General features: G+C 68.2%; 27 protein-coding genes and 1 other RNA gene. 8 read left to right on the top strand and 20 right to left on the bottom strand.

What is annotated here, in order from left to right; translation table 11 throughout:
- Window positions 1–28: 28 nt before the first annotated feature.
- Window positions 29–1,426 (top strand): helix-turn-helix domain-containing protein, encoded by a 1,398-nt coding sequence (locus OG558_RS20005; protein WP_405071603.1) that lies wholly within the window; start codon window positions 29–31, stop codon window positions 1,424–1,426.
- Window positions 1,427–1,959: 533 nt separating this feature from the next.
- On the opposite strand, the gene ssrA is transcribed toward OG558_RS20005, so the two are convergent.
- The 9 genes from ssrA to OG558_RS19960 all read right to left on the bottom strand — a co-directional run bounded on the left by ssrA (window position 1,960) and on the right by OG558_RS19960 (window position 8,363).
- Window positions 1,960–2,334: a transfer-messenger RNA gene (ssrA, locus tag OG558_RS20000) on the bottom strand.
- 100 nt (window positions 2,335–2,434) lie between these two features.
- The gene (locus OG558_RS19995) at window positions 2,435–3,121 is read right to left on the bottom strand and encodes a YoaK family protein (RefSeq protein WP_405071602.1); all 687 of its coding nucleotides are present in this window, start codon (window positions 3,119–3,121) and stop codon (window positions 2,435–2,437) included.
- 22 nt (window positions 3,122–3,143) lie between these two features.
- Window positions 3,144–3,704 carry a DUF1707 and DUF4870 domain-containing protein gene (locus OG558_RS19990; protein WP_329474434.1) on the bottom strand — a complete coding sequence of 187 codons (561 nt, stop codon included), beginning with the start codon at window positions 3,702–3,704 and terminating at the stop codon, window positions 3,144–3,146.
- A 113-nt stretch (window positions 3,705–3,817) separates the two neighbouring features.
- Window positions 3,818–4,294, bottom strand: coding sequence for an SsrA-binding protein SmpB (gene smpB, locus OG558_RS19985; protein ID WP_328523458.1), 477 nt, complete (start codon window positions 4,292–4,294; stop codon window positions 3,818–3,820).
- Window positions 4,295–4,481: 187 nt separating this feature from the next.
- A complete protein-coding gene (locus OG558_RS19980; protein ID WP_405071601.1) occupies window positions 4,482–5,915 on the bottom strand; it encodes a M23 family metallopeptidase in 1,434 nt (477 codons plus the stop codon).
- A gap of 87 nt (window positions 5,916–6,002) precedes the next feature.
- The gene (gene ftsX, locus OG558_RS19975; RefSeq protein ID WP_329474432.1) at window positions 6,003–6,914 is read right to left on the bottom strand and encodes a permease-like cell division protein FtsX; all 912 of its coding nucleotides are present in this window, start codon (window positions 6,912–6,914) and stop codon (window positions 6,003–6,005) included.
- A 43-nt stretch (window positions 6,915–6,957) separates the two neighbouring features.
- Complete coding sequence (gene ftsE / locus OG558_RS19970) at window positions 6,958–7,647, bottom strand: cell division ATP-binding protein FtsE (RefSeq protein ID WP_328523461.1); 690 nt, start codon at window positions 7,645–7,647, stop codon at window positions 6,958–6,960.
- A gap of 184 nt (window positions 7,648–7,831) precedes the next feature.
- Entirely contained in the window at window positions 7,832–7,990 is a 159-nt protein-coding gene (locus OG558_RS19965) for a hypothetical protein (RefSeq protein ID WP_329474431.1), read from the bottom strand.
- The gene (locus tag OG558_RS19960) at window positions 7,983–8,363 is read right to left on the bottom strand and encodes a hypothetical protein (protein ID WP_329474430.1); all 381 of its coding nucleotides are present in this window, start codon (window positions 8,361–8,363) and stop codon (window positions 7,983–7,985) included. Before OG558_RS19960 ends, OG558_RS19965 begins: the two co-directional genes overlap by 8 nt.
- 103 nt (window positions 8,364–8,466) lie before the next feature.
- Between OG558_RS19960 and OG558_RS19955 the strand changes: the two genes are divergently transcribed.
- On the top strand, window positions 8,467–9,537 hold the full coding sequence (locus OG558_RS19955; RefSeq protein ID WP_329474429.1) for a PfkB family carbohydrate kinase: 1,071 nt from the start codon (window positions 8,467–8,469) through the stop codon (window positions 9,535–9,537).
- On the opposite strand, the gene OG558_RS19950 is transcribed toward OG558_RS19955, so the two are convergent.
- The gene (locus tag OG558_RS19950) at window positions 9,505–10,683 is read right to left on the bottom strand and encodes an MFS transporter (RefSeq protein ID WP_405071600.1); all 1,179 of its coding nucleotides are present in this window, start codon (window positions 10,681–10,683) and stop codon (window positions 9,505–9,507) included. The genes OG558_RS19955 and OG558_RS19950 overlap by 33 nt on opposite strands.
- 206 nt (window positions 10,684–10,889) lie before the next feature.
- On the opposite strand from OG558_RS19950, the gene OG558_RS19945 reads away from it, so the two are divergent.
- Together OG558_RS19945 and OG558_RS19940 are read left to right on the top strand one after the other, a co-directional pair.
- On the top strand, window positions 10,890–12,167 hold the full coding sequence (locus OG558_RS19945) for an ABC transporter substrate-binding protein (protein WP_405071599.1): 1,278 nt from the start codon (window positions 10,890–10,892) through the stop codon (window positions 12,165–12,167).
- Window positions 12,167–12,577, top strand: a complete 411-nt coding sequence (locus OG558_RS19940; protein ID WP_405071598.1) for a cytidine deaminase family protein — start codon at window positions 12,167–12,169, stop codon at window positions 12,575–12,577. Before OG558_RS19945 ends, OG558_RS19940 begins: the two co-directional genes overlap by 1 nt.
- 26 nt (window positions 12,578–12,603) lie before the next feature.
- Here the strand turns inward: OG558_RS19940 and OG558_RS19935 are convergent, their stop codons facing one another.
- Window positions 12,604–12,792, bottom strand: coding sequence for a cold-shock protein (locus tag OG558_RS19935; RefSeq protein ID WP_405071597.1), 189 nt, complete (start codon window positions 12,790–12,792; stop codon window positions 12,604–12,606).
- 433 nt (window positions 12,793–13,225) lie between these two features.
- Between OG558_RS19935 and OG558_RS19930 the strand changes: the two genes are divergently transcribed.
- Window positions 13,226–13,639, top strand: a complete 414-nt coding sequence (locus OG558_RS19930) for a cytidine deaminase family protein (protein WP_405071596.1) — start codon at window positions 13,226–13,228, stop codon at window positions 13,637–13,639.
- Between the two features lie 35 nt (window positions 13,640–13,674).
- On the opposite strand, the gene OG558_RS19925 is transcribed toward OG558_RS19930, so the two are convergent.
- Both OG558_RS19925 and OG558_RS19920 read right to left on the bottom strand, forming a co-directional pair.
- On the bottom strand, window positions 13,675–14,007 hold the full coding sequence (locus tag OG558_RS19925) for a YciI family protein (protein ID WP_405071595.1): 333 nt from the start codon (window positions 14,005–14,007) through the stop codon (window positions 13,675–13,677).
- Window positions 14,008–14,131: 124 nt separating this feature from the next.
- Window positions 14,132–14,533 carry a VOC family protein gene (locus OG558_RS19920; protein ID WP_329474423.1) on the bottom strand — a complete coding sequence of 134 codons (402 nt, stop codon included), beginning with the start codon at window positions 14,531–14,533 and terminating at the stop codon, window positions 14,132–14,134.
- Between the two features lie 29 nt (window positions 14,534–14,562).
- Between OG558_RS19920 and OG558_RS19915 the strand changes: the two genes are divergently transcribed.
- Window positions 14,563–15,108 carry a winged helix-turn-helix transcriptional regulator gene (locus tag OG558_RS19915; RefSeq protein WP_405071594.1) on the top strand — a complete coding sequence of 182 codons (546 nt, stop codon included), beginning with the start codon at window positions 14,563–14,565 and terminating at the stop codon, window positions 15,106–15,108.
- On the opposite strand, the gene OG558_RS19910 is transcribed toward OG558_RS19915, so the two are convergent.
- The 5 genes from OG558_RS19910 to OG558_RS19890 all read right to left on the bottom strand — a co-directional run bounded on the left by OG558_RS19910 (window position 15,092) and on the right by OG558_RS19890 (window position 19,357).
- On the bottom strand, window positions 15,092–16,084 hold the full coding sequence (locus OG558_RS19910; RefSeq protein WP_405071593.1) for a TIGR03842 family LLM class F420-dependent oxidoreductase: 993 nt from the start codon (window positions 16,082–16,084) through the stop codon (window positions 15,092–15,094). The two genes, OG558_RS19915 and OG558_RS19910, sit on opposite strands and share 17 nt — an antisense overlap.
- Before the next feature lie 9 nt (window positions 16,085–16,093).
- Window positions 16,094–17,500 carry a dihydropyrimidinase gene (hydA, locus tag OG558_RS19905; protein WP_329474420.1) on the bottom strand — a complete coding sequence of 469 codons (1,407 nt, stop codon included), beginning with the start codon at window positions 17,498–17,500 and terminating at the stop codon, window positions 16,094–16,096.
- Window positions 17,501–17,575: 75 nt separating this feature from the next.
- Window positions 17,576–18,418, bottom strand: coding sequence for a nitrilase-related carbon-nitrogen hydrolase (locus tag OG558_RS19900; RefSeq protein ID WP_328523478.1), 843 nt, complete (start codon window positions 18,416–18,418; stop codon window positions 17,576–17,578).
- A gap of 79 nt (window positions 18,419–18,497) precedes the next feature.
- Window positions 18,498–19,175, bottom strand: coding sequence for a PhzF family phenazine biosynthesis protein (locus tag OG558_RS19895; protein ID WP_405071592.1), 678 nt, complete (start codon window positions 19,173–19,175; stop codon window positions 18,498–18,500).
- A gap of 2 nt (window positions 19,176–19,177) precedes the next feature.
- On the bottom strand, window positions 19,178–19,357 hold the full coding sequence (locus tag OG558_RS19890) for a hypothetical protein (protein WP_405071591.1): 180 nt from the start codon (window positions 19,355–19,357) through the stop codon (window positions 19,178–19,180).
- A gap of 83 nt (window positions 19,358–19,440) precedes the next feature.
- Here OG558_RS19890 and OG558_RS19885 point away from each other — a divergent pair, with 83 nt between their 5' ends.
- Entirely contained in the window at window positions 19,441–19,860 is a 420-nt protein-coding gene (locus OG558_RS19885; RefSeq protein ID WP_329474417.1) for an SRPBCC family protein, read from the top strand.
- Between the two features lie 14 nt (window positions 19,861–19,874).
- Complete coding sequence (locus OG558_RS19880; RefSeq protein ID WP_328523482.1) at window positions 19,875–20,405, top strand: TetR family transcriptional regulator; 531 nt, start codon at window positions 19,875–19,877, stop codon at window positions 20,403–20,405.
- Here OG558_RS19880 and OG558_RS19875 read toward each other — a convergent pair.
- Both OG558_RS19875 and OG558_RS19870 read right to left on the bottom strand, forming a co-directional pair.
- Entirely contained in the window at window positions 20,386–21,555 is a 1,170-nt protein-coding gene (locus OG558_RS19875; protein WP_405071590.1) for a serpin family protein, read from the bottom strand. The two genes, OG558_RS19880 and OG558_RS19875, sit on opposite strands and share 20 nt — an antisense overlap.
- 136 nt (window positions 21,556–21,691) lie before the next feature.
- Window positions 21,692–22,747: a serpin family protein gene (locus OG558_RS19870; RefSeq protein ID WP_405071589.1), complete on the bottom strand. Its 1,056-nt coding sequence runs from the start codon at window positions 22,745–22,747 to the stop codon at window positions 21,692–21,694.
- Window positions 22,748–22,769: the final 22 nt, after the last annotated feature.

Here is a 22,769-nt window from a genome sequence, read left to right as displayed (position 1 = left end):
AGACATGACTACTCGGGGTGCAACCGGCTTGCACAACCTGCAAACATCGGTCACGCTCAAACTCCCGCCATCGTGGATGGAGGTGACCATGAGCACCCACCCCGCCTGGACCACGATGCCGTCCGTCATGCAGGCGGCCACCAGCGGCGACTTCGGCAAAGTGCTGCGCACCGCCAGAGTGGCCGCCGGGCTGAATCTGCAGGACGCCGCCAGCCTCGCTGGCGTATCCGCCTCGACATTGAGCCGGATGGAGACCAAACCGCACCGCGCCTGGGACGTGCGCGACCTTCGCCGTCTCGCCGAGGTGTTCGCCATCCCCGCGCACTTGTTCGGACTGTCGCGACCGATCTTCGACTCCTGCACCGATAGCCTGAGCACAGGTGTCGATGAGGATGGTGATCCGATGCGCCGACGCGACCTGCTCGCGACGACCGCCGCCGTGGTGACCGGAGCAACGGTGCTTTCCCTAGACCAGGCAGCCGCTGCGAGGGGGATGGCTGACACCATTGAGGACGTGCTCTTCGGCCGCGGCAGTGCCGCGCCTATTCTGGGACACCAGCTCGCCGCGCAGCTCGCCGCCGCGCGGGCTGACTTCCGCGCGACCCGCTACAGCCAGCTCGCCCGCCGCCTGCCCCGGCTGCTCGCCCAAGCTGTTGCCGGCCGCGATGCCGCCACCATCAGTGATGCGCCGCTGGCGGCTGCCCGGCTGGCGCAGACCTACAGCCTTGCCACCGAACTGCTGGTCAAGCTGCACGATAACGGGATGGCATGGGCCACTGCGGACCGCGCGGTCCAGGCCGCCCGTACCGGCGACGACCCGGTGGTCCTTGCCGAGGCCCGTCGCCTCGCGGCCACCGTAATGCGACGTACCCACCACCGGGACGGCGCGCAGCGGCTCATGCTTGATGCCGCCAGCCGACTGCACGCCGACACCGCCCTCGCTAACACGGCCGCGGCCGCGATGTACGGACAGCTCCTCGCAGCCGCCTCCTACACCGCTGCGCTGCGCGATGACCGCGACAGCGCTTGGACGCTGCTCGGCGAGGCCGAGGACGCCACGCGCCGTATCGGCGCCACCAAGAATGACCGGTTCAACATGCTCGAACTGGCCGTCTACAAAATCAGCGTGTCACGGGTACTCGGCGACTTCGGTGCCGCCGTCGACTACGCCCGACTGGTCGACCCGACCCGTATCACCTCCCCTGAACGCCGCTCCCGCTACTGGGAAGACACCGCCCTCGCCCTACACGGTCGCGGCCGCTCACAAGCTGCATTCCAGGCACTCGTCGCCGCCGAACGCGACACACCACAGGAAGTCCGATTCCGGCCCTGGGCGCAGCAACTGACCCGCGACCTGCTAACCGGAGATCGCCGCAACAGCCTGCCTGGGGTGCGGGAGTTCGCCGGCCGCGTCGGCACCCTCTGAACCAGGCGAAGCCGTGCAGCGCGCCGGCATCACAGTCCGAGCGACGTACACGCGCTGGGCGTCAACCAAGGGATCGGGTCTTCATGTAGTCGACGGCGAGCGCCTGCAGCCTGCTCCCTCGGACAGGTCCTCCATCGCGGCGTTCACGGTAGGTCGGCGTGAGGTCGTCGGTCGTCGGGCGTCGGAGAACCTCGTGCGGTTCCCCCGTGCTGGCGCCCACCAGGACATGCAGGGCTGCCATCAGAGCGGCGTCCGGACCGGCGAAGGAGCCGGTAGCGGCGCGGACTTGACCGACTGAAGCAGGGATCCGACGTCGGAGGGGGCGCTGGTACTCCCGGCTAGATTCACGCTCAGCACCGCGCATCGGTCGATACGTGCCCTGAACACTCGCCGACACCTCCAGAGTCGGCCGGCTGATGTTCGGAGGTCCCGGGTGCGGGCAGACACAGCGAAACCTCCCTGCGGATGACACTAGACAGGGAGGCCTCATTGTGACGGACCGACACACCTCGCATGAGGGTATCGAATCCGGCGTGTGGAGGTGGCGGGAATCGAACCCGCGTCCTTCAGCGTTGCTCCAAGACTTCTCCGGGCGCAGTCTGTTAGGCGATTTTCTCGGCCCCAGCGCTCTCACAGACACGTCGCTGACAGGCTCAGTCACTGTAAATGTCCCGTACTAACCCCGTGACCGGGCTAGCACAGCAAGCTTCCTAGCTGAGGCCAGGAACCGGGTCGGAAGCATCCCCGGGCTGACCCTTCGTTTACCTCAGGCCGTCAGGCGGCGAGAGCGAAGTTAGTGCGCGTGTTATTGGCACTTATTGGTTTCCAGAGATCGTTAACGAGATAACCCTGGATCCTCGGCCCGCTTCCCTTGGAACTAACGTCCAAAGTCGAAACCGTTCACCCCCTGTTGAGTTGTCAAACTCCCACCAGCCCCGAAGGGTGGTGGAACATCCACACTACCAAGTCCAACAGACCGCCCGCACCTCACATTCCCGGCGGCAGCGCTCACGCGGCCGGATCCGGGGCCGGGGCGGGCGCGAACAGGAAGACGAGCGCCGCGGCGGCCACCACAGCGCCGGCCAGAGCGATGACACCGGAGACGGTCTTCTGGAGCAGCAACGCCCCGATCGCCGCACCCACGAACATGGCCGCGATGGAGCCCAGCCGACGGTGCGGCTTGGCCGAGCGACCGGTGCCCAGCACGCTGTCCGCCGCCAGCCCGGTCAGGGTCAGCGTCAGCACAGTCGTGGTCAGATCCCGCGGCGCCACATGCCGCACCGTCGCGTTCTGCAAGCCGAAACAGCTCGCCAGCGCCACGATCAGCACGTACGACGTCCCGCCCGTCTCCCGCAGTACGCCGACACCCACCAGCAGCGCGCACACCCACAGCACCACCGCCTGCGCCCCGAAAGCAGTCCCCAGCCACCGCCGCGGCCGTCCATCCAGCACACGAGCCGCCCGCCCGCCACCAAGTGACCCGAGCACGAACCCGAGCACCGCCGCCACCGGCGGCCCGAAGCGAAACCCTGACGCCGGCACCACCGCGAACCCCAGGAACACGACGTTCCCCGTCATGTTCGCCACGAACGTGTGTCCGAGCGACAGATAGCTCACCGCATCGATCAGCCCCGTCGCCCCGGTCAACCCCAGGAACCCGGCAACCTCCCAGCGTGCCGTGACAGGAACAGCCATGCCGCCTAGCGTAAGAGACGAGCTACTTGATCAGCCGCAGCGTGAACGGGTAGCGGAAGTTCGCGCCGACCGCGGTAGCGAGGCCGCCGATCCCCGTGAGGACGAACCACAGGATGCCGAGCAGCGGGAAGAGGAATCCCAGGAACCCGTGGGTCACGCCGGTCGCGATGCCCAGCAGCGCGAACGCTCCGAACGCGCTCAGCTGGAAGTTCAACGCCTCGACCGCATGCTTACGCACCGCCGGGTTCTTCTGACCCGTCGTCGCGACCACGATCGCCGGCCCGACGAAGAACGTCGGGTACCCGAGCCAGTGCGCCACCGTCCCCATCCCGCGGCCGCTCGAGTCGTACCGCTGGAGCTGCGCCGGCCGGGTGAAGGCGGCGGGTGCGTACGTCGGGACCGGCCGGGAGACGAGTCCGTCGAACGTGCTGTTCAGCTCGGCTCGGGTGCGGGCCTTCAGCGCCAGCTCGAGCCGGGTGTCGAACTCGAAGTGGTCCAGCCGGCCGTCGGCGTACATCTCTTTCAGGATCTCGACTGCGCGGTCCCGTTGGGCCGGCGTCACCAGCAGGTCTGAAGTGCTCATGCCTCCACTCTGCGCGCCGGACGCCGCTCGCCCCATCGGGTTCAGCCCCCAGCCACCCCTGACCGGACCCCAGGCAGCACTCGGGTACGCCGGTCAGCGGCAACGCGACCGGATCAGCGGCCGCGGGTCCGCTCCGACAGGGCGCGCCGGGCCTCGCGGTCGGCCTGGCGCTCGGCCAGGGCGTGCCGCTTGTCGTAGTCCTTCTTGCCGCGCCCGGTGGCGAGTTCGACCTTCGCGTAGCCGTCCTTGAAGTACAGCGACAGCGGGATCAGCGAAACCCCCTGCTGCTCGACGGCCTTGATCAGCTTCTGCACCTCGTCCTTGTGCAGCAGCAGCTTGCGGGTCCGCCGCGGCTCGTGGTTGGTCCACGTCCCGTGCTTGTACTCGGGGATGTGCATCCCCTGGAGCCAGAGCTCGTTCCCCCGGACCGCGGCGAACGCGTCGACGAGGGAGGCCCGGCCCTGCCGCAGGGACTTGACCTCGGTCCCCGTCAGCACCAGCCCGGCCTCCACCACGTCCTCGATGTGGTAGTCGTGTCGCGCCTTCCGGTTCTGCGCGATCGGCTTCTGCTGGCCGGTCTGTTTCACCATCCGACCAGTATCTCAGACTGCCAGGCGGTCGGCGTTGCCATTTCCTTCAGTGCCAGCGGCGTCCAGGTGGGTGCATCGCAAGGCGGAGGCCGGGCCTCGATGCGGTGTTCATCGTGGCCCGGCCTCCAACGCCGCGAGGTGCCCGCCTGGGCGCCGCTGGTGCGAAGGAAATGGCAACGCCGACCGCTTACAGCCACTTCATCGGATTAACCACATTGCCGTCTTGGTAGACCATGAAATGCAGGTGGCAGCCGGTGGAGTAGCCCGTGGTGCCGACGTACCCGATGATCTCGCCCCGGGAGACGCGCTCGCCGACGTGGGCCTTGTACTTCGACAAGTGGTTGTAGACGGTGGTGATGGACGAGCCGTCGATCACTCCGTGTGAGACGAACAGCCGGTTCCCGTAACCTCCGTTGTAGTACTTGTCCGTGACGACCCCGCTGGCGGCCGCGCGGATCGGCGTACCGCAGCCGGCGCCGAAGTCGGTGCCGTCGTGCAGCTTCCAGTAGTGCAGGATCGGGTGGAATCGCATTCCGAACGGCGACGTGATGTAGGTGTCGATCGGCTTGCTCAGCCGCCCACCGTTGTCGGACGGCTCGTCCGATACGTTGCGCGGCGCCCGGTGCTCCTTGCGCGCCCGCTCCCGCTCGGCCTTCTCCCGGGCCGCCTTGCGCCGCGCGGCAGCCGCCTTCTCGGCTCGAGCCCGGGCGATCAGGATCTGCTGGACCCGGGTCCGCTCGCGCAGCAGCGAGTTGTACTGCGCCAGTTCGGAGTTCTTCTCCTTCTCGGCGGCCTTGAAGGCGACCAGCTTGACCTGCGCGACCGCGGCGGCCTCGGCCTTGTCGGCCGCGACCTGCTGGGTCAGCTCGGTGACCTGCTGGACCGTCTGGGCCGCCTCGGCCCGCGCGGCCGCGGCGGCCTGCTCGGCCACGGCCACCTTGGCGCGCTTGCTCGCGAGTTGCGCCTGCGCGTTGTTCAGGTTGGTGATCGCGTTGCCCTGGATGCCGAACACGTTCCGCTGCACCTGCATCCCGGTGGCGATGTCGGCCGGCGCCGCGCCACGCAGCGCGATCGACAGCCCGACCAGGCTGTTCTGCTGCTGGTACGCCGATCGCACCGCCCGGCCGGCCACTGCCCGCTTCTCCGTGATCAGCTGCTCACCCGCCGCGACATCGGAGATCGCCGTACGCAAGGCTTGTTCGGCGCTCGCGAGCTTGCTCGCGGCAACCACATCGGCGGCCTTCGCGGCGGCCAGCCTGCCCTGGGCGGCGGCGTACCGGACCTGGACGGCCTGGTACTTCACCTCCGCCTGGTTGTAGGCGGCAACGGATTTGCCGAGCTGGTCGGACGCCTCGGCGAGATCAGCCTTCTGCTGGTTGATCTGCGAGTCGAGTTGTTTCTTCTTGGCGGCTGGATCGGGCGGGTCCGCCTGGGCGGACGGGACCGCCGCCAGGACTCCGGCGGACAGGGACAGGACAAGGCAGCAAGCGGCGACCACCGTCGGCCGGCCCCGCGGTCCGGTGCGTGATCGCGGGTACGGCGGTGCGGAGGTGCCGGTGCTGTCGTCTCGCTTGATGCTCCCCCGCGGACGCGGGTTCGCACCGGGGAAGTGCGGGACCACAGGTCGACCCCTTGCTCTGGATGAAGTTGTCGCGCGGTACAGGAGTTACTGCTGTGACTCCTGATACTGCACGATAAGTCACCCGGGTCAGACTTTGAGGTATTTCCGCGTTGTCAGGAATGTCGGGACCACGGCCAGGATCAGGCCGACCACGACCATGATCAGCGTGGCCCGGAAGGTTTCGCTCGCGCCGACCCACTGCCAGACCCGGAAGGTCTCCTGGGCCCGCTGCATCACCACGAAGTAGACGCCGACCCACAAGGTGCCGCAGGCGAGGACTGCGCCGATCAGGGCTGCCAGCACCGCCTCGAGCAGGAACGGTAGCTGGATATAGAAGTTCGACGCGCCCACCAGGCGCATGATGCCGATCTCCCGTCTCCGCGCGTACGCCGCCAATCGGATCGTGTTCGAGATCTGCATCAGCGCGGCGACCAGCAGCAACCCTGCGGCGACCAGGGCGCCGACTTGCAAGCCGTTGAGTGCCTTGAACAGCGGATCGAGGTACTGGCGCAGGTCCTGGACCGTGTCGACGCCGGGCAGGCCGGCGACCGCGCTGACCAGGTTCTGATAGCGCTGTGGATCGCGCAGTTTGACCCGGAAGGACTCCTGCATCTGGTCCTCGGTGACCGTGCTGACGATCGGCGAGTCCTTGTACAGCTTCTTGAACGAGTCGAACGCTTCCTGCTTCGACTCCGAGAACACCCCGTCGGGCGCGGTGTCCGGGTTCGCCGAGATCACCTGCTGGATCCGGTTCTTCTGCTCCTGCGTCACCTCGGCGCCGGTGCAGCCGCGGCCGCCGGAGTCCTTGGTGCACAAGAAGACCGAGATCTGGATCTTGTCGTACCAGTTCCCCTTCATCAGGTCGACCTGCTCGCGGGCGAGCAGCGCGCTGCCGAACAGCGACAGCGAGACCCAGATGGTGACGACGACCGCGATCGTCATCGAGAGGTTCCGCTTCAGCCCGATGCCGAGGTCGGAGAGGATGTAGTTCAAGCGCATTCTTCAGTCAGTCCCTGTGTCAGCCCGGTGACAGGCAGCCGTCTCAGTGCTGGTAGCCGTAGACGCCGCGCGACTCGTCGCGGACGACATGACCGTTCTCCAGCTCGATCACGCGCTTGCGCATCTGGTCGACGATCGACACGTCGTGAGTGGCCATCACGACGGTCGTTCCGGTCCGGTTGATCCGGTCCAGCAGCTTCATGATGCCGACCGACGTCCCCGGGTCGAGGTTTCCGGTCGGCTCGTCGGCGATCAGGATCATCGGCCGGTTCACGAACGCGCGGGCGATCGCCACCCGCTGCTGCTCGCCGCCGGACAGCTCGTCCGGCATCCGGTCCTCCTTGCCGTCCAGGCCGACCAGCTCCAGCACCTCGGGCACCGTCTTGCGGATGTGCGAGCGGGGCTTGCCGATCACCTGCAGCGCGAACGCCACGTTCTCCGCGACGGTCTTGTTCGGCAGCAGCCGGAAGTCCTGGAACACGGTTCCGATCTGCCGCCGCATCTGCGGGATCCGCCAGCTGGCCAGCCGGTTCAAATCCTTGCCGGCGACCATGATGTGACCCTTGGTCGTCCGGTGCTCACGCAGCACCAGGCGAAGGAACGTCGACTTGCCGGACCCGGAGGTGCCGACCAGGAAGACGAACTCGCCCTTCTCGATCTCGACGTTGACGTTCAGCAGAGCGGCCTTGGACTGGCCCTCGTACGTCTTGGACACATTCTCGAAGCGGATCACGGGATCATCCGGCCGTGGTCGGGAACAGGGAGCGACGCGACGGTAACCACGTTGTGCACCGTACGCCACCGGAGCGGCCGTCGATCAGTGTAGGTGCTCCACGGCGTGCCGCCGACCTGACGGGCCGGTCCGTACGCGCGCGTCCGATAGACGGTGCACGACGTACGACGAACGACGCCTGGGATCAGGCCGGGCTGGGAGCCGCGCCGTTGTCCGGGCGGGCGTCGGCGATGCGGGCCAGGACCGGCTCGGGTTTGCGGCCGGCACGGCGGGCCGCCTCGACGTGCAGCCGGGCCAGCTCGACGGCCTGGCGGGAGACCTTCAAGGTCCTCTTCTCAGCCATTCTCACCGTCTCCCTCGACGATCTCGACGTCCAAGTCCGCAATATCAGCGTACGCGGCCGGGCCGACCCGGTCGATCGCAACGGCGCCGGTCAGCGCGGCGACCAGTTCGTAGTCCTCGGGTTGTAGCAGTTCGGAACGCATGAGCGAACGCAGCGTGACCACGCCCGCGTCCGTGCCCGCGTCCGAACCCTCGAGGATCTGCTCGACCGCCCACCGGACCATGCGCATGGTCTCCTCGCGATGCCGCCAGGTGTTCAGCTCGCGATCGGACTTGCGGACCATGTACGAACCCAGCGCGACGCCACCGAGGACGAGCAGCGGACTGAGGGCGGCCATGATGATACCCACCACACCGATCCAGGTCGGAATCACGGACACACCCCGGCACTCATCAATGTTCTCCCAATTCCGTGGTGCTGACCGGTCGATGATGCTACGAAGGAGCATCCCATCGGCCACCGACAGAACCGCCAGCATGACAAGGAGCAGTGTCATCGTGATGGACAAGTCCGACGCCTACGACGTGTTCGTGCAGGGGACTGTATTCCTCGACATCGTCATGACCGGTCTGGAGTCCGCCCCGACCACCGGCACCGAGATCTTCGCCGAGGGGATGGGCTCGTGCCCCGGCGGCGTCGCGAACTTCGCCATCGCGGCCGCGCGGCTCGGCCTGAAGAGCGGCCTGGCCGCGGTCTTCGGCGACGATGTGTACGCCGACTTCTGCTGGCGGACCCTGGCCGACCAGGAAGGGGTGGACCTGTCCCACTCCCGCCGGATCGGCCACTGGCACTCCCCGGTGACGGTGTCGATGTCGATCGACCGGGACCGGGCCATGGTCACCCACGCCCACGAGGCGCCCGGCGATCCGAGCAAACTGGTGGGTCCCGGCCTGAAGACCCGCTCGGCGATCGTCCCGGTCGCCGACGAACTGCCCGACTGGACCATCGAGGCGATGCAGTCCGGCACCCTGCTGTTCGGCGACGTCGGCTGGGACCCGACCGACGAGTGGTCGCCCGCGGTGCTCGACGTCCTCGAGGGCTTTCACGCCTTCACGCCGAACGCGACCGAAGCGATGGCCTACACCCGCACCGACACGCCGAAGGCCGCGCTGCACAAGCTGGCCGAGCGTGTCCCGCTGGCGGTCGTCACCAACGGCGCCGACGGCGTACTCGCGATCGACTCCGCGACCGGCGAAGAGGAGCAGGTGCCGGCCCTGCCGGTCCGCTCCTACGACCCGACCGGCGCCGGCGACGTCTTCCTCGCCTCGCTCGTCCTCGGGACGCTCCGCGGCTGGCCGCTCGCTCACCGACTCGCCTTCGGCAATCTCTGCGCGGGACTGTCCGTCCAGCACTTCGGTGGCTCGCTCGCGGCCCCCGGCTGGGGCGACATCATCGACTGGGTTCGCGACCACAGCCGCCACCGGCCCGGCGGCATCGATCCCGACATCCTCCGGCACTACACCTTCATCGGCGACGTCCTTCCCGAAGGCCCTGTCCCGATCGTCCGCCGAGCCTCAGCCACCATCGCCCGCCTGTCGGACGCCTGACACCCACACGATCGCGGCGACGAGGGCAAGCAGTACGCCGCCCGCCAGGAACCCGTGCGACGGCGTGGTCCGCTGGATCAGCAGCCCGGCCAGCGCGGAGCCGGCCGACGAGCCGAGGTTGTTGGCGGTGTTGATCCACGTGCTCGCCTCGGTGCGCTGGTGCGGCGGAGTGACGTTGTCCGCAGCCAGGTAGGACACCACGAACAGCGGCGCCACGGCGACACCGGCCGCACCCATCACCACTCCGAGCACGAGCAGATTGGTCGCGAACGAGGCCGCGAGCAGACCGGCAGCCAGTACGGCGATCAGCCCGCCGAGGTGTGTCGACCACGAGCGGGTGTGGCTGCGACGAGCCCACAGCAGCCCACCGGTGACACTGCCGAGCGCGATCGCGGCCTCGACGTACCCCGCCGCGCCGGGACGGCCCGCGCGCTGAGCGACTCCGGCCACGCAGAGGTAGGCGCGACTGACCCCGGACGCCGTGACCATGATGACGACCAGGATCCGTCGCAGGCCCGGGATGACCAGCGGTCCCAGCGGATGGCGGGTCGCTGGTGCCACTGTGGTGTGTCGCGTGACCGGACTGGTCACCATGGCGAGGGTGCCGACGACCATCAGGCCCGCAGAGCAGCCGAGCGCGGCGGGCGCGGACGCCACACTGATCAGCGCGCCGGCGAGCAACGGACCGCCGAGGAAGAGGCATTCCTCGCTGACCGCATCCAACGCATAGGCCCGTTCTTTGAGGGTCGATCCGTCGGTGAGCAGTCGCCAGTTGGACCGCATCGACGGTCCCAGCGGGGGTGCGAGCAGTCCTGCCGCAGCCACGAGTACGAGGTTGCTCGTCGTACTCGCAATGACAACCAGAGCGGCGGAACAGCCGACGGCGAGGGGCGGGAGCACCCGGCGCTGGCTGAAGCGGTCGACGAGCCGTGCCTTGTAGGGCATCGACAGCGACGCGAGCCCGAAGATCGCGACCGCGGCACCCGCCGTGGCGAAAGAGTTGGTGGACTGCTGGACGGTGAAAAGCAACGACAGCGGGAGCAGACCGTACGACAGTCGGCCGAGCAGCGCCGGCACGAACGTGCGCAGCGCGAACGGCAACAACAGCACATCACGGTAGCTCCCAGCACGAACTGTGCCGGACAAGAGAACACTCCTGGAGATCGACGACGCCCCAACCGGACGCCGCACCACGAATTCGGCCTCGACCGCGCAAACCACACGCAGGAGCGATCGCTAGTCACAGAAGCAGAACATGCCGGCCAGCATACGTGATCCGACGACCCTCCGGAGTTCGTAGGGTCTGGGTGGTGCGCGGGCTGTGGGACTGCACGGGATGGAGGTACGGCGGGATGACTGGGGTTACCAGGCGGCGGTTGCTCGCGATGGGTGGCGGGCTCGCGGCGATGGCGGTGGCTGGGTGTGGATCGAACACCGGGCGGGCGGACGCGGGGTCGGGGGGCTCGTCGGGAGACAAGCCGGCGTTGGCGCAGTGGTATCACCAGTACGGCGAAGCCGGGACGCAGCAGGCGGTCGAGAGGTACGCGAAGGCCTACCCGGACGCGACCGTGACTGTGCAGTGGTCGCCGGGCGACTACGACAAGAAGATGTCGACCGCGCTGCTCACCGACCAGGGTCCGGACGTGTTCGAGTCCGTCAACGGGCCGACCATCGACATGATCAAGGCCAACCAGGTGGTCGAGCTGACCGACCTGCTCGGTGACGCCAAGTCCGACTTCGCTCCGTCACTGATCGAGCGGATGACCTACCAGGGCAAGCTGTACGCGGTCCCGCAGGTCACCGACATGCAACTGCTCGTCTATCGCAAGAGCCTGCTCAGCGCGGCCGGCGTCCAGCCGCCGGAGACCGTCGACGATCTGCTCGCGGCCGCTCACAAGCTGACCACCGACAAGGTGAAGGGCCTGTTCGTCGGCAACGACGGCGGCGTCGGCGTCCTCGGCGGACCGGCGCTGTGGTCGGCCGGGCTGGACTACCTGACCGAGGACAACCAATTCGGCTTCGACGACCCGGCGGCGATCGAGTCGCTGCGCAAGCTGCGCGAGCTGTTCACCTCGAAGACTCTGTTGCTCGGAGCACCGACCGACTGGTCCGACCCGTCCGCGTTCACGCAGGGCCTGACGGCGATGCAGTTCACCGGCCTGTGGACGCTGCCGGCCATCCAGAAGGCGTTCCCCGACGACTTCGGCGTACTCCCCTGGCCGAAGCTGAACGCGACCACCGGCAAGCCGAGCGTCCCGGTCGGCGCCTACGGTTCGTGCGTGAACGCCAAGTCGAAGAACGTCGACGCGGCGAAGAAGTTCGTCAAGTGGCTGTGGGTCGACCAGACCGCCGACCAGCTCGACTTCGCGCAGTCGTACGGTTTCCACATCCCGGCCCGCAAGAGCCTGGCCGCGAAGGCGGACAAGCTGAAGTCCGGCCCGGCCGCCGACGCGGTCAAGTTCGTCAACGAGAACGGCCACGCGCAGACGCCGATCCTCTGGTCGCCGAAGTCCAGTACGGCGTACTCCGACGCACTCAACCGGATCATCCGCAGCGGCGCCGACCCCGCCACCGAGATCAAGACCGTCAAGACCGTAGTTGAGGCCGAGCTGAAACGGATCAACAACTGATGGACATCCAGCCCTTGACCGACGACGACCGCGAGCTGATCGAACTGGCCCGCCGGACCGTGGACGCGAACACCGACGGACCGGACGGCGTCCACACGATGGGCGCCGCCGTACGCGGTGTGGACGGCCGGATGTACGCCGGAATCAACCTCGCCCACTTCACCGGCGGCCCCTGCGCCGAGCTGGTCGCACTCGGCCGCGCCCGCGCCGAAGGCGCCCGCGAACTCACCACAATCGTGGCCGTAGGCAACGAAGGCCGCGGCGTGGTCGGCCCGTGCGGACGCGACCGGCAGATCCTCGTCGAATACCACCCGACGATCCGCGTCATCCTCCCCACCCCGGACGGCCCCGGCTCAGTCCTCGCCACCGACCTACTCCCAGGCCCCTACCGCTGGACCCCCAACCCGTAGACCTCGCTGCCGCCGCTCGGCTCCGGTCAGGCCAGGTGGATTTCGCCGGTGCGGAAGCACCAGGTCATTGGTTCGGCCTCGAGGAGGCCTGCCTGGACGGCCGGGTCGTCGGAGGCGTGGCGGGCTTCTTCGATGCCGGTTCGGCCGCCGCCGTCCACGGTGATGAAGCCGAAGCCCTTGTCAGCGTTGAACCATTTCACAGTTCCCTGTGCCATGTTGTTGCTCCTTTGTCGGAGATGGGGCACGCCGCGGACGGCGCTTCTGCTGGATGTGTTGGCGAAGTGAGCGAGGTCGGCTGGTGTGCAGCTCGACAGGAAGTGTCGGTCCAGGGGTACTGGTCGGGCGAGGCATTCACGCCTGGCCCGGCCGGCTCGTCCGGGGCCAAGGCGGACACCTCCTGTCGAGCTGCCCCCCCAGCCACCGTCCGCACCCGAGCGGTCCGCACCGGCGGGCAGGCGCGGTGACAGGACGCGCTCGTCTTGCCGGTCGCCGGGGTACCGACCCCGCGACTTCGGACACCATCTGGGGATCTCGGACAGGCTGTGGCGTGTCCGAGGTCTCCACTACCTGTCCGGGGTCGCGGGCTCGCCAGCGCCTGCACCAGGTCCCGTCAACCAGTCGGGGTACTGCGCGTGACAGGCTAAGGGGGTGATCACTGTGCAGCCCTTGACCGACGACGACCGCGAGCTGATCGAATTGGCCCGCCGGACCGTGGACGCGAACACCGACGGACCGGACGGCGTCTACACGATGGGGGCCGCCGTCCGCGGTGTGGACGGCCGGATGTACGCCGGAATCAACCTCTACCACTTCACCGGCGGACCCTGCGCCGAGCTGGTCGCCCTCGGCCGCGCCCGCGCAGATGGCGCCCGCGAACTCACCACAATCGTGGCCGTGGGCAACGAAGGCCGCGGCGTGGTCGGGCCCTGCGGCCGCGACCGCCAGATCCTCGTCGACTACCACCCAACCATCCGCGTCATCCTGCCGACCCCCGACGGCGTCGGCTCGGTCCTCGCCACCGATCTACTACCGGGGGCCTACCGCTGGACTCCCAACCCGTAGACCTTGGCTGCCCGACCGCCGCCGCTCGGCTCCGGTCAGGCCAGGTGGATTTCGCCGATGCGGAACCACCAGGTGATTGGTTCGGCCTCGAGGAGGCCTGCCTGGACGGCCGGGTCGTCGGAGGCGTGGCGGCGGGCTTCTTCGATGCCGGTTCGGTAGACGCACAGGCCGCGGAGGGTCTCGTCGGCGTGGTCGCGGAACGGGCCGGCCGCGCCCATCACGCCTTCCTTGCGGAGTCTGTCGAGGAAGGCGAGGTGGGCTTCCTGGACCCGGTCCTGCTCGTCGTCGGGCAGGACCGGCTGCTCGGCCGGGCGGCGGAGCAGGACGAGGGTCAGGCTCTCCATCCCCGGCCGCGGCGGCGTGCTCACGACTCCCCGTCGAGCGGCCGGGATCTCATGATCCATTGGCCGTCGGGGGGCCGTGTGCTTACGACTCCGTGGCCGTCGGGCGGCCGTGTGCTCACGACTCCGTGGCCGTCGGATGGGCGGGGGCTCATGACTCTCTGGCCGTCGGGCGTGGCACTTCGACGAGCCGCTGGGCGAGCATAAACGTATTGCCGTCCGGGTCGTAGAACGTGGCGAGGCGCACCTCGTCCGCGATCTGGCGGGTCTCCCCGTCGAAGCGCGTGCCGACCGACTCGAGGTGCGCGCGGGCCTTGTCGATGTCGTGGACGCCGAACGTGACGACGACCCCGCCCTCGGTCTTCGGCTTCTCGGTCTGGCCGATCCCGATCGAGATCCCGGGTAGCGGCGTACTCAGCTCGGCCCAGCCCCAGGACTCCAGCCGGTGGACGACCTCGAATCCCAGCGCCTGCTCGTACCACCGGAGCGACTGCTCCAGGTCGGCGACCTCGAGCGCGCAGACCGCGCGCCCGTCGTACTCGATCCCACTCATGGTCCTGTTTTTATACTAAGCTTACTTTCGTGTCAACGCTGGCGACCCTGGTCCACCTCCGCTGGGCCGTCCCGGTGCTCGCGGAACTGCACCGCGGCTACGGCGGGCGCTTCGTGAACCTGACCCACAACCTCGGCGTCGGCCGCGAGTCCCTCAGCCGGACGCTCGCCTTTCTGACCGAGGCCGGCCTCGTCCGGCGCAACCCCGGACACGGTCACCCGCTGCGACCCGAGTACCTGCTGACCGAGGCAGGCGCGCAACTCGCCGAGCCCGCCGCCGCGCTGACGAACCTCCTGCGCGAGCTCGGCGCAAGCGACGTCGGCCTGAAGAAGTGGTCCCTGCCGATCCTCGTGCTGCTCACGGCCGGCGAGCGCCGCTTCTCGGAGCTGCGCAACGCACTGCCCGGCACCTCGAACCGCGCGCTGACGCTGGCCCTGAAGGACCTCGAGTCCGCCGAACTGGTCACCCGGACCGTGACCACGGGCTACCCGCCCACGACGTCGTACGGCGCGACGCACACCGGACTGCGGTTGGCACACGCCGCCGAGCAGCTCCAGCTCAGAACGCCGGGATGATGTCCTTGCCGTAGGCGGCCAACGTCTCTTCCTTCGCGTCGTGCTGCAGATACAGCGCGAACTGGTCGACGCCGAGCGCCTTCAGCTCCGCCAGCCGGGCCAGGTGATTCTCGACCGGGCCGAGGATGCAGAACCGGTCGACGACCTCGTCCGGGACGAAGGCGGTGTGGGTGTTGCCCGCCCGCCCGTGCTCGGCGTAGTCGTAGCCCTTGCGGCCCTCGATGTAGTCCGTGAGCGCCTTCGGCACCGCACCGGAAGTCCCGTACCGCCCGACGATGTCGGCCACGTGGTTGCCGACCATCCCCCCGAACCACCGGGTCTGCTCGCGCTGATGGTCCAGGTCGTCCCCGACGTACGCCGGCGCCGCCACGCAGAACTTGATCGCCGCCGGATCACGGCCGGCCTGCTCGGCAGAACGCCGTACGGCGGTGATCATCCACTCGGCGATGTCAGGGTCGGCCAACTGCAAGATGTAGCCGTCGCCGACCTCGCCGGTCGCGGCCAGCGCCTTCGGTCCGTACGCCGCGACCCAGACGTCCAGCGCACCATGGTCGACCCAAGCGAACTTGAGCTGCTGACCGCGGTACTCGACCGTTTCGCCGCGGGCCAGCGAGCGGACGATCTCGACGCACTGCTTCAGCTCGTCGATCGTGCCGGGTTTGGCGCCGAGCGTCCGCAGCGCGGAGTCGCCGCGGCCGATGCCGCAGATCGTCCGGTTGCCGAACATCTCGTTCAGGGTGGCGAACTGGGACGCGATCACGGTCCAGTCCCGGGTGCCCGGGTTCGTCACCATCGGGCCGACGATCACCCGTTGCGTCGTCGCCAGGATCTGGCTGTAGATGACGAACGGCTCCTGCCAGAGCAGGTGCGAATCGAACGTCCAGACGTAGCCGAATCCGGCGTCCTCGGCCTTCCGCGCCAGGTCCACGACCGTGGACGCGGGCGGATCGCACTGGAACACCACACCGAAGTCCACGATCTCCCCCTACATCAAATACGACGACAGGCCGCGCTTCAGGAACTTCCCCCGGCCCTTGCGGCCATGGTAGTTGCCGTCAGCCACGATCACCTCGCCGCGCGAGATCACGGTACCCACCCGGCCCTGGATCTCGACCCCTTCGTACGCCGAGTAGTCCATGTTCATGTGATGCGTCTCGACACCGATCCGCGTCGTACCGTCCGGGTCGTAGACGACCAGGTCGGCGTCCGAGCCGGGCTGGACGATCCCCTTCTGCGGGTAGAGCCCGAACATCCGGGCCGGCGTGGTCGAGATCGTCTCGACCCAGCGCTCCAGCGACAGCTTGCCGTCCACGACGCCTTGGTAGATGAGGTCGACGCGGTGCTCGACGCCGCCGATCCCGTTCGGGATCTTGGAGAAGTCGCCGATGCCCAGCTCCTTCTGGTCCTTCATGCAGAACGGGCAGTGGTCGGTCGACACGATCGCCAGATCGTTGCTCCGCAGGCCCTTCCACAGATCCTTGGCGTGCGACTCGTGCTTGCTGCGCAACGGTGTCGAGCAGACCCATTTGGCGCCCTCGAAGCCCGGCGCGCCGAGCTGGTCCTCCAACGTCAGATAGAGGTACTGCGGGCAGGTCTCGGCGAACACGTTCCGGCCGTTGTCACGCGCCTGGGCCACGGCCTCCAGAGCTCCGCTCGCCGACAGGTGGACGATGTAGAGCGGGCAGTCCTGGGCGACCTCCGCCAGCGCGATCGCCCTGCTGGTCGCCTCGGTTTCCAGCGCCGGCGGACGCGTGATGCCGTGATAGATCGGGTCGGTCTCGCCGCGAGCCAGCGCCTGCTGCACGAGGACGTCGATCGCGATGCCGTTCTCCGCGTGCATCATGATCATCGCGCCGTTCTCCCGCGCGGTCTGCATCGCCCGCAGGATCTGGCCGTCGTCGGAGTAGAAGACGCCCGGGTAGGCCATGAACAGCTTGAAGCTGGTGATGCCCTCGTCGGCGACCAACTGGTCCATCGCCTTCAGCGCGTCGGTGTCGACGCCGCCGAGGATCATGTGGAACGCGTAGTCGATGTGACAGTTGCCTTCGGCCTTGGTGTGCCAGGCGGCGAGTCCGTCCTGCACCACCTCACCGGTCCGCTGGACGGCGAAGTCGATGATGGTCGTCGTACCGCCCCAGGCGGCCGCCCGGGTGCCGGTGTCGAAGGTGTCACTCGCCGCGGTGCCGCCGAACGGCAGCTCCATGTGCGTGTGCGCGTCGATCCCGCCCGGGATCACGTACTTGCCGGTGGCATCGATCACCTCGTCCGCGGTGACCGCCGGGGTGAACGACGGGTCCAGTACGGCGACGATCTTCTCGCCCTCGACCAGGACATCCGCGACCCTCGTCCCGGTCGGTCCGATGACAGTTCCACCCTTGACCAGCAAAGACATCTATGCCACTCCTCGTTGAGCGGAAAGAAGGAAGGTTGATCCTTAGAGGTACGGAAGGGTTCGAGCGGTTCGGTTCTACGGCTTCGTCAGGTCACCGTAGGCGTCCGGGCGGCGGTCGCGGTAGAACTGCCAGCGGTCGCGGACCGTGTCCAGCAGGCCGAGGTCCAGGTCGCGGACGATCAGTTCCGGATCGTGGTCGTGGCCGACGTCCCCGACGAACTTCCCCTCCGGGTCGACGAAGTACGACGTACCGTAGAAGTCGTTGTCACCGAAGTCGGACTCGATCCCGACCCGGTTGATCGCGCCGATGAAGTACTCGTTGGCCACCGCACTCGCGGGCTGCTCCAGCTTCCAGAGGTACGCCGAGAGCCCACGGCTGGTCGCGGACGGGTTGAACACGATCTTCGCGCCGGCCAGGCCGAGCGCGCGCCAGCCCTCGGGGAAGTGCCGGTCGTAGCAGATGTAGACGCCGATCCGGCCGACCGCGGTGTCGAAGATCGGGTAGCCGAGGTTCCCGGGACGGAAGTAGAACTTCTCCCAGAACCCCTTCACCTGCGGGATGTGGTTCTTCCGGTACTTGCCGAGGTACTTGCCGTCGGCATCGATGACGGCGGCGGTGTTGTACAGCACGCCCGGCTGCTCCTGCTCGTACACCGGGAGCACCATCACCATCCCGAGTTCCTTGGCCAGCGCGGCGAACCGCTCGGTCGTCGGCCCCGGCACGGACTCGGCGTACTCGTAGTACTCGGTGTCCTGGAGCTGGCAGAAATACGGCCCGTAGAACAGTTCCTGGAAACAGATCACCCGCGCTCCGGCGGCCGCCGCCTGCCGCGCGTACTCCTCATGCGCCTTGATCATGGACTCTTTGTCGCCGGTCCACGACGTCTGCACCAGCGCCGCCCTGACAACCTCAGCCACCAGAACCTCCCCAACTAGCCGAGCACCCATCCTTCATCCGCTCCCCCACACCCGTCAACGGATGCCGGATTCCGTGCGGTCAGATCGTGATGGTGCGCGGCTCGGCGGGGTGGACGTGGCCGCCTACGGTGGCGTGGGTGGGGGGATCGTAGGTGATGTGGAGGTGGGAGCCGGCGCCTTGGACGACCAGGAGGTTGCGGGCCAGGTGGGCGGTTAGCTGGGTGACGGCGGAGCCGGTGGCTTCGTCTTCCTCGACGCCCATGGCGGGGGCGAAGGCTCGGGCTCGGATGATGCCGTTGGGTTCGTCTTGCCAGGACCAGATGAAGGTATGGCCGGCCGAGTAGGACGTGAAGGTGGCGGCGAGGACGTCCTCGGGGGTCGACAGTTGGCGCCAGTCCCAGTCGCTGCCCCAGGTGGTGTCGGCGCGGACTGAGATCAGGTCGCCGTCTCGCGTGACGGGGATGTCGCCGGCCGGCACGCGGAGGGTGTCGACGGAGTGACCCTGGGAGTGGAGCCACCATGCGACACCGACGGTGGGGTGGCCGGCGAAGGGCATTTCAGTGGTGCCGGAGAAGATCCGGATCGTGCCGGTTGCCGCGTCGTCGACGTACACGGTCTCACTGAAGCCCAGCGCGGCGGCCACGCGCAGCCGGTCGGCGGGCGGGACGAGAGCGCCGTCGATGATGCCGAGGGGGTTGCCGAACCGGCCGTCAGGGTCGGTGAAGACCCGGACGACCGCGACCTGAACCTCGGTCAAGCTCAGAAGACGGCGATCGCGGCGATAACCGCGATCAGGACCACCGCGGCGCCGACGACGGCCAGGACGCGGCCGTTCAGCTTGGGTTCGGCGGTGGCCTCGGTCTGGCCCTCGTTCACGAAGGCGCGGAACATCTGCGTGTTCGCGCCCGGGTCCTGCTCGTTCTGCACGTTCTCAGCCATGGCCCCAGACCCTACCTGGCCCCTGCGGACACCCGACGGACACCCAGGGAAGCCTGACGAAGACCTGATGTACCATTTGGTACATGCGCTTCGATCATTCCAGTACGATTCAGGCCCCACCCGAGCGGGTGTGGCAGGTGTTCAGCGACGTCGAGCGGTGGCCCGAGTGGACCCCGACAGTCGATTCGGTCGAGCGGCTCGACGCCGGCCGGATCCACATCGGCGCCAAGACCCGCATCCGCCAGCCGAAGCTCCCGGTCGCGATCTGGGAGGTGACGGAACTCAAAGAGGGCGAGTACTTCGAGTGGGTCTCCAAAGCTCCCGGCATCAAGACCACCGGCGTCCACCGGGTCACCAGCACGCCGGAAGGCACGGTAGCGACGGCGACGATCATCCAGGAGGGCCCGCTCGGCTGGCTGTTCGGCAGGCTGTACGCCGGTCTCACCAAGCGGTACATCGCCACCGAGACGGAGAAGCTGAAGCAGGTCAGCGAAGGCCAGTGAGCCGCCAAAGCCTCTTGACGGATGCCGTTGAGCACTTTGCGAAGAACGGCATCGGAGACGCCAGCCTGCGGAGCATCGCCGGCTCGATCGGCACCAGCCACCGGATGCTGATCTACCACTTCGGCTCCCGGGAGGGACTGCTCGCCGAGGTGGTCCGCACCGTCGAGCAGCAACAACGCGACCTGCTTGCCACGCTCAGCCGGACCGACCGGCCGATCGCGGAGCAGGCCGACGAGTTCTGGCGCCGCGTCACCGAGGCGGCGTTGATCTACGGCCCACTGTTCTTCGAACTGAGCGCCCACGCGATGCAGGACCTTCCGCACACCGAGGCACTCAAGGGCGACCTGATCAGCGTCTGGCTGCCGCCGCTCATCGATTTGTGCGTCCGAGCGGGCATCCCGCCCGACGAGGCTCCGGCGTACGCGCGGCTCGGTCTGGCAGCCTCACGCGGCCTGCTGTTCGACCTGCTCCTCACCGGCGACCGCGTGGGCGTCGACGAGGCGTCCGCGCTGCTCAACCGGCTGTTCAGTCTCCCGGCACAGTAGGTGTCGCGACCCAGCCGGCCACGATCGGCAGGCGCGACTCCCGCAGTACGGCGGCGAACGCGAACGGCTGGTCCAGCGCGACCTCGAGCCGGCGCGCCTGCCGCGTCGGCATCGAGGTCCGCATCAGCGCCATCGAGGTGACGGCCGCGGCCTCGAACCCGGTCGCATAGAACCGCGCGAGCACCTTCTGCTTGGCCTGCCCAACCGCGAGCGGCGTCGGACTGATCGCACTGAAGTGACCGTGCTCGCCCGGATCCGTGGTGACCGCGCTCAGCCCGAACAGCTCACGCAACGCCAGCAGATCGTGCTCCGCCTCGACGTTGAACGCCGGCAACGTCAGCTTCAGGTCCTGTCGCAGCGCCGTGGTCTGCCCGACCTTCACCCCGGGCGCGAGCTGCGTGCCGGGCTGGCCCTGGTCGATCAGCTGACTTCCGGGTACGCCGTCAGCCGGGCGAGCCGCGGCCCCGAGCAAACCCGTGAGTACGTCGGCCTGCCCACCCGAGCCGACTCCGAGCAGGACGTCGACATCCGCGTCGCCGCGCACCGTGATCACAGTCAGGTCGTCGTCGTAGCGCCGTACGGCGTCGAGGTCGTTGTCGACGCGCTCCAGCCAGTGCCACGAGCCGCCGGACCACGGACCGTTGTGCACACGCTTGATCTGCTCGGTGAACGGGCGGACCCAGGTCGTGCGCAGCGACAGGGCCGACGCGAGGACGAGCATGACGTCGGGGGTGATCTCGAGCGGCATCTCGCGGATCAGGTCGTTGGTGTGCTCCGCGGCCCAGGCGTCCAGCTTCGGTTTGTCGACCGCGGACTTCCCGGTGAGCATGCCGACCAGAGGAGCCGGCAGCACGCTGTCGAAGGACTCGGCGAGCTTGAGGTGCTCGCTCACCCACACGGCCAGCGCCGCATGGAGATCGGCCGACCCGTCGATCGCCTGGATCAGCGCCAGCGCCTGCGCGGAACCCTGGTCAGCAGGTGTACCAGCGGCTGCGGCGAGCTCGGCGCGGCCTGGTTCGTCGGCGGCTGTCGCCAGGATCGCGAGCAGCGGCCAGAGGCCGAGCCCCGACACGACGGTGTTCCCCGCCGGGAGTTCCCGAGCCCAGCGGGTGGTGAGGTCGTTGACTGCGCGCACCACGTCGGCATCCATACCGTCCACCCTGCCACCTGGCTGGCTGCAGCGCGGACGCGCAGGCCATCACAATCTCCCCAACGTTCGCCAGTCCCGCCTGGAGCCTCGGGACGCCGGGCCTTTGTGATGGCCTGGCGGTCCGAGCCACCTGTCGTCATGCGCCGGCGACCCACCCGGCGACCACGGGGATGCCGGTCGGCCGATGGACCGCGATGAAGCCAAACGGTCCCTCCAAGGAGACGAGTAGGGCCTTGGCGCCTGGTGATTGGGCGGAACCGGCGGCCATGGCCATTGCGGTGACGGCGGCTGCCTCGAAGCCGGTGGCGGAGAAGCGTGCCATGACGGCCTGCTTGGCCTGGTCGACGGCGAGGGGCTGCGGACTCAGCCCAGGGAAATGTCCTTGGCTGCTGTCCATCGCCGTTCGCAGACCGAACACCCCGGGATGCTCGAGCAAATCGTGCTCCGCGTCGACCTCGAAGTACGGCAGCGACAGGATGACGCTCGGCACCGGCGACATCGACGCGATCACCTCCAGAGCCGGCGCGGACCCTTCCCGAGCCAGCATCTCCGACCCACTCACCCCGTCCCCGCTCAGCTCGAGCGCAGCCGCGAGTACGGCGCCCCTACCCTCCTCACCCGCCACCAGGCGTACGTCGAACTCCCCGGTGCCGACGACCGTCACGACGGTGAGCGGACCGGCCGGACTCTCGAACACGCGAATCGTGTCGAGGTCATAGTCGGTCCGGCTCAACCAGCGACGCTCTCCGCGCGGATACTCAGTGAACGGCAACGCCCACTTGGTCCTCAACGCCAACGCGGACGCCAGCACCAGGAGCACATCCGGGTTGAGCTCGATCGGCATGCGCCGTACCAGACCGTCCGTGTGCTCGACCACCCACGCGTCCAGCGCTGCCTGATCGGTCAACGTGCCCCGGACCTCTGGCGGCAGGAATCGGTCCACACCCGGCTGCAGCTCGATCTCCGGTCGCGTCCACAGGCCCAAGGCCATCCGGAGTTCGGGCGTCTGCAGGAGCCCGCCGTACCGTCCACCGGCGGCTTCGGCGAGCTCTGTGCGCGCGGGGTCGTCGGCGAGCTCGGCGAGGATCGCGAGGAGTGGCTGGACTCCGAGACCGGAGACGACGGTGCTGCCCTCGCCGGGGAGGTTCTCGATCCAGAGTGCGGTCAGTCGGCTGACTTGGTGAGGGTCCACTCACACATCCTGGCGCACCGAC

The organism is Kribbella sp. NBC_01510 (assembly GCF_045040325.1).
GTDB lineage: Bacteria > Actinomycetota > Actinomycetes > Propionibacteriales > Kribbellaceae > Kribbella.
Note: the sequence above shows the minus strand (reverse complement) of the source record. Positions and strands in the feature narration are given on the sequence as shown.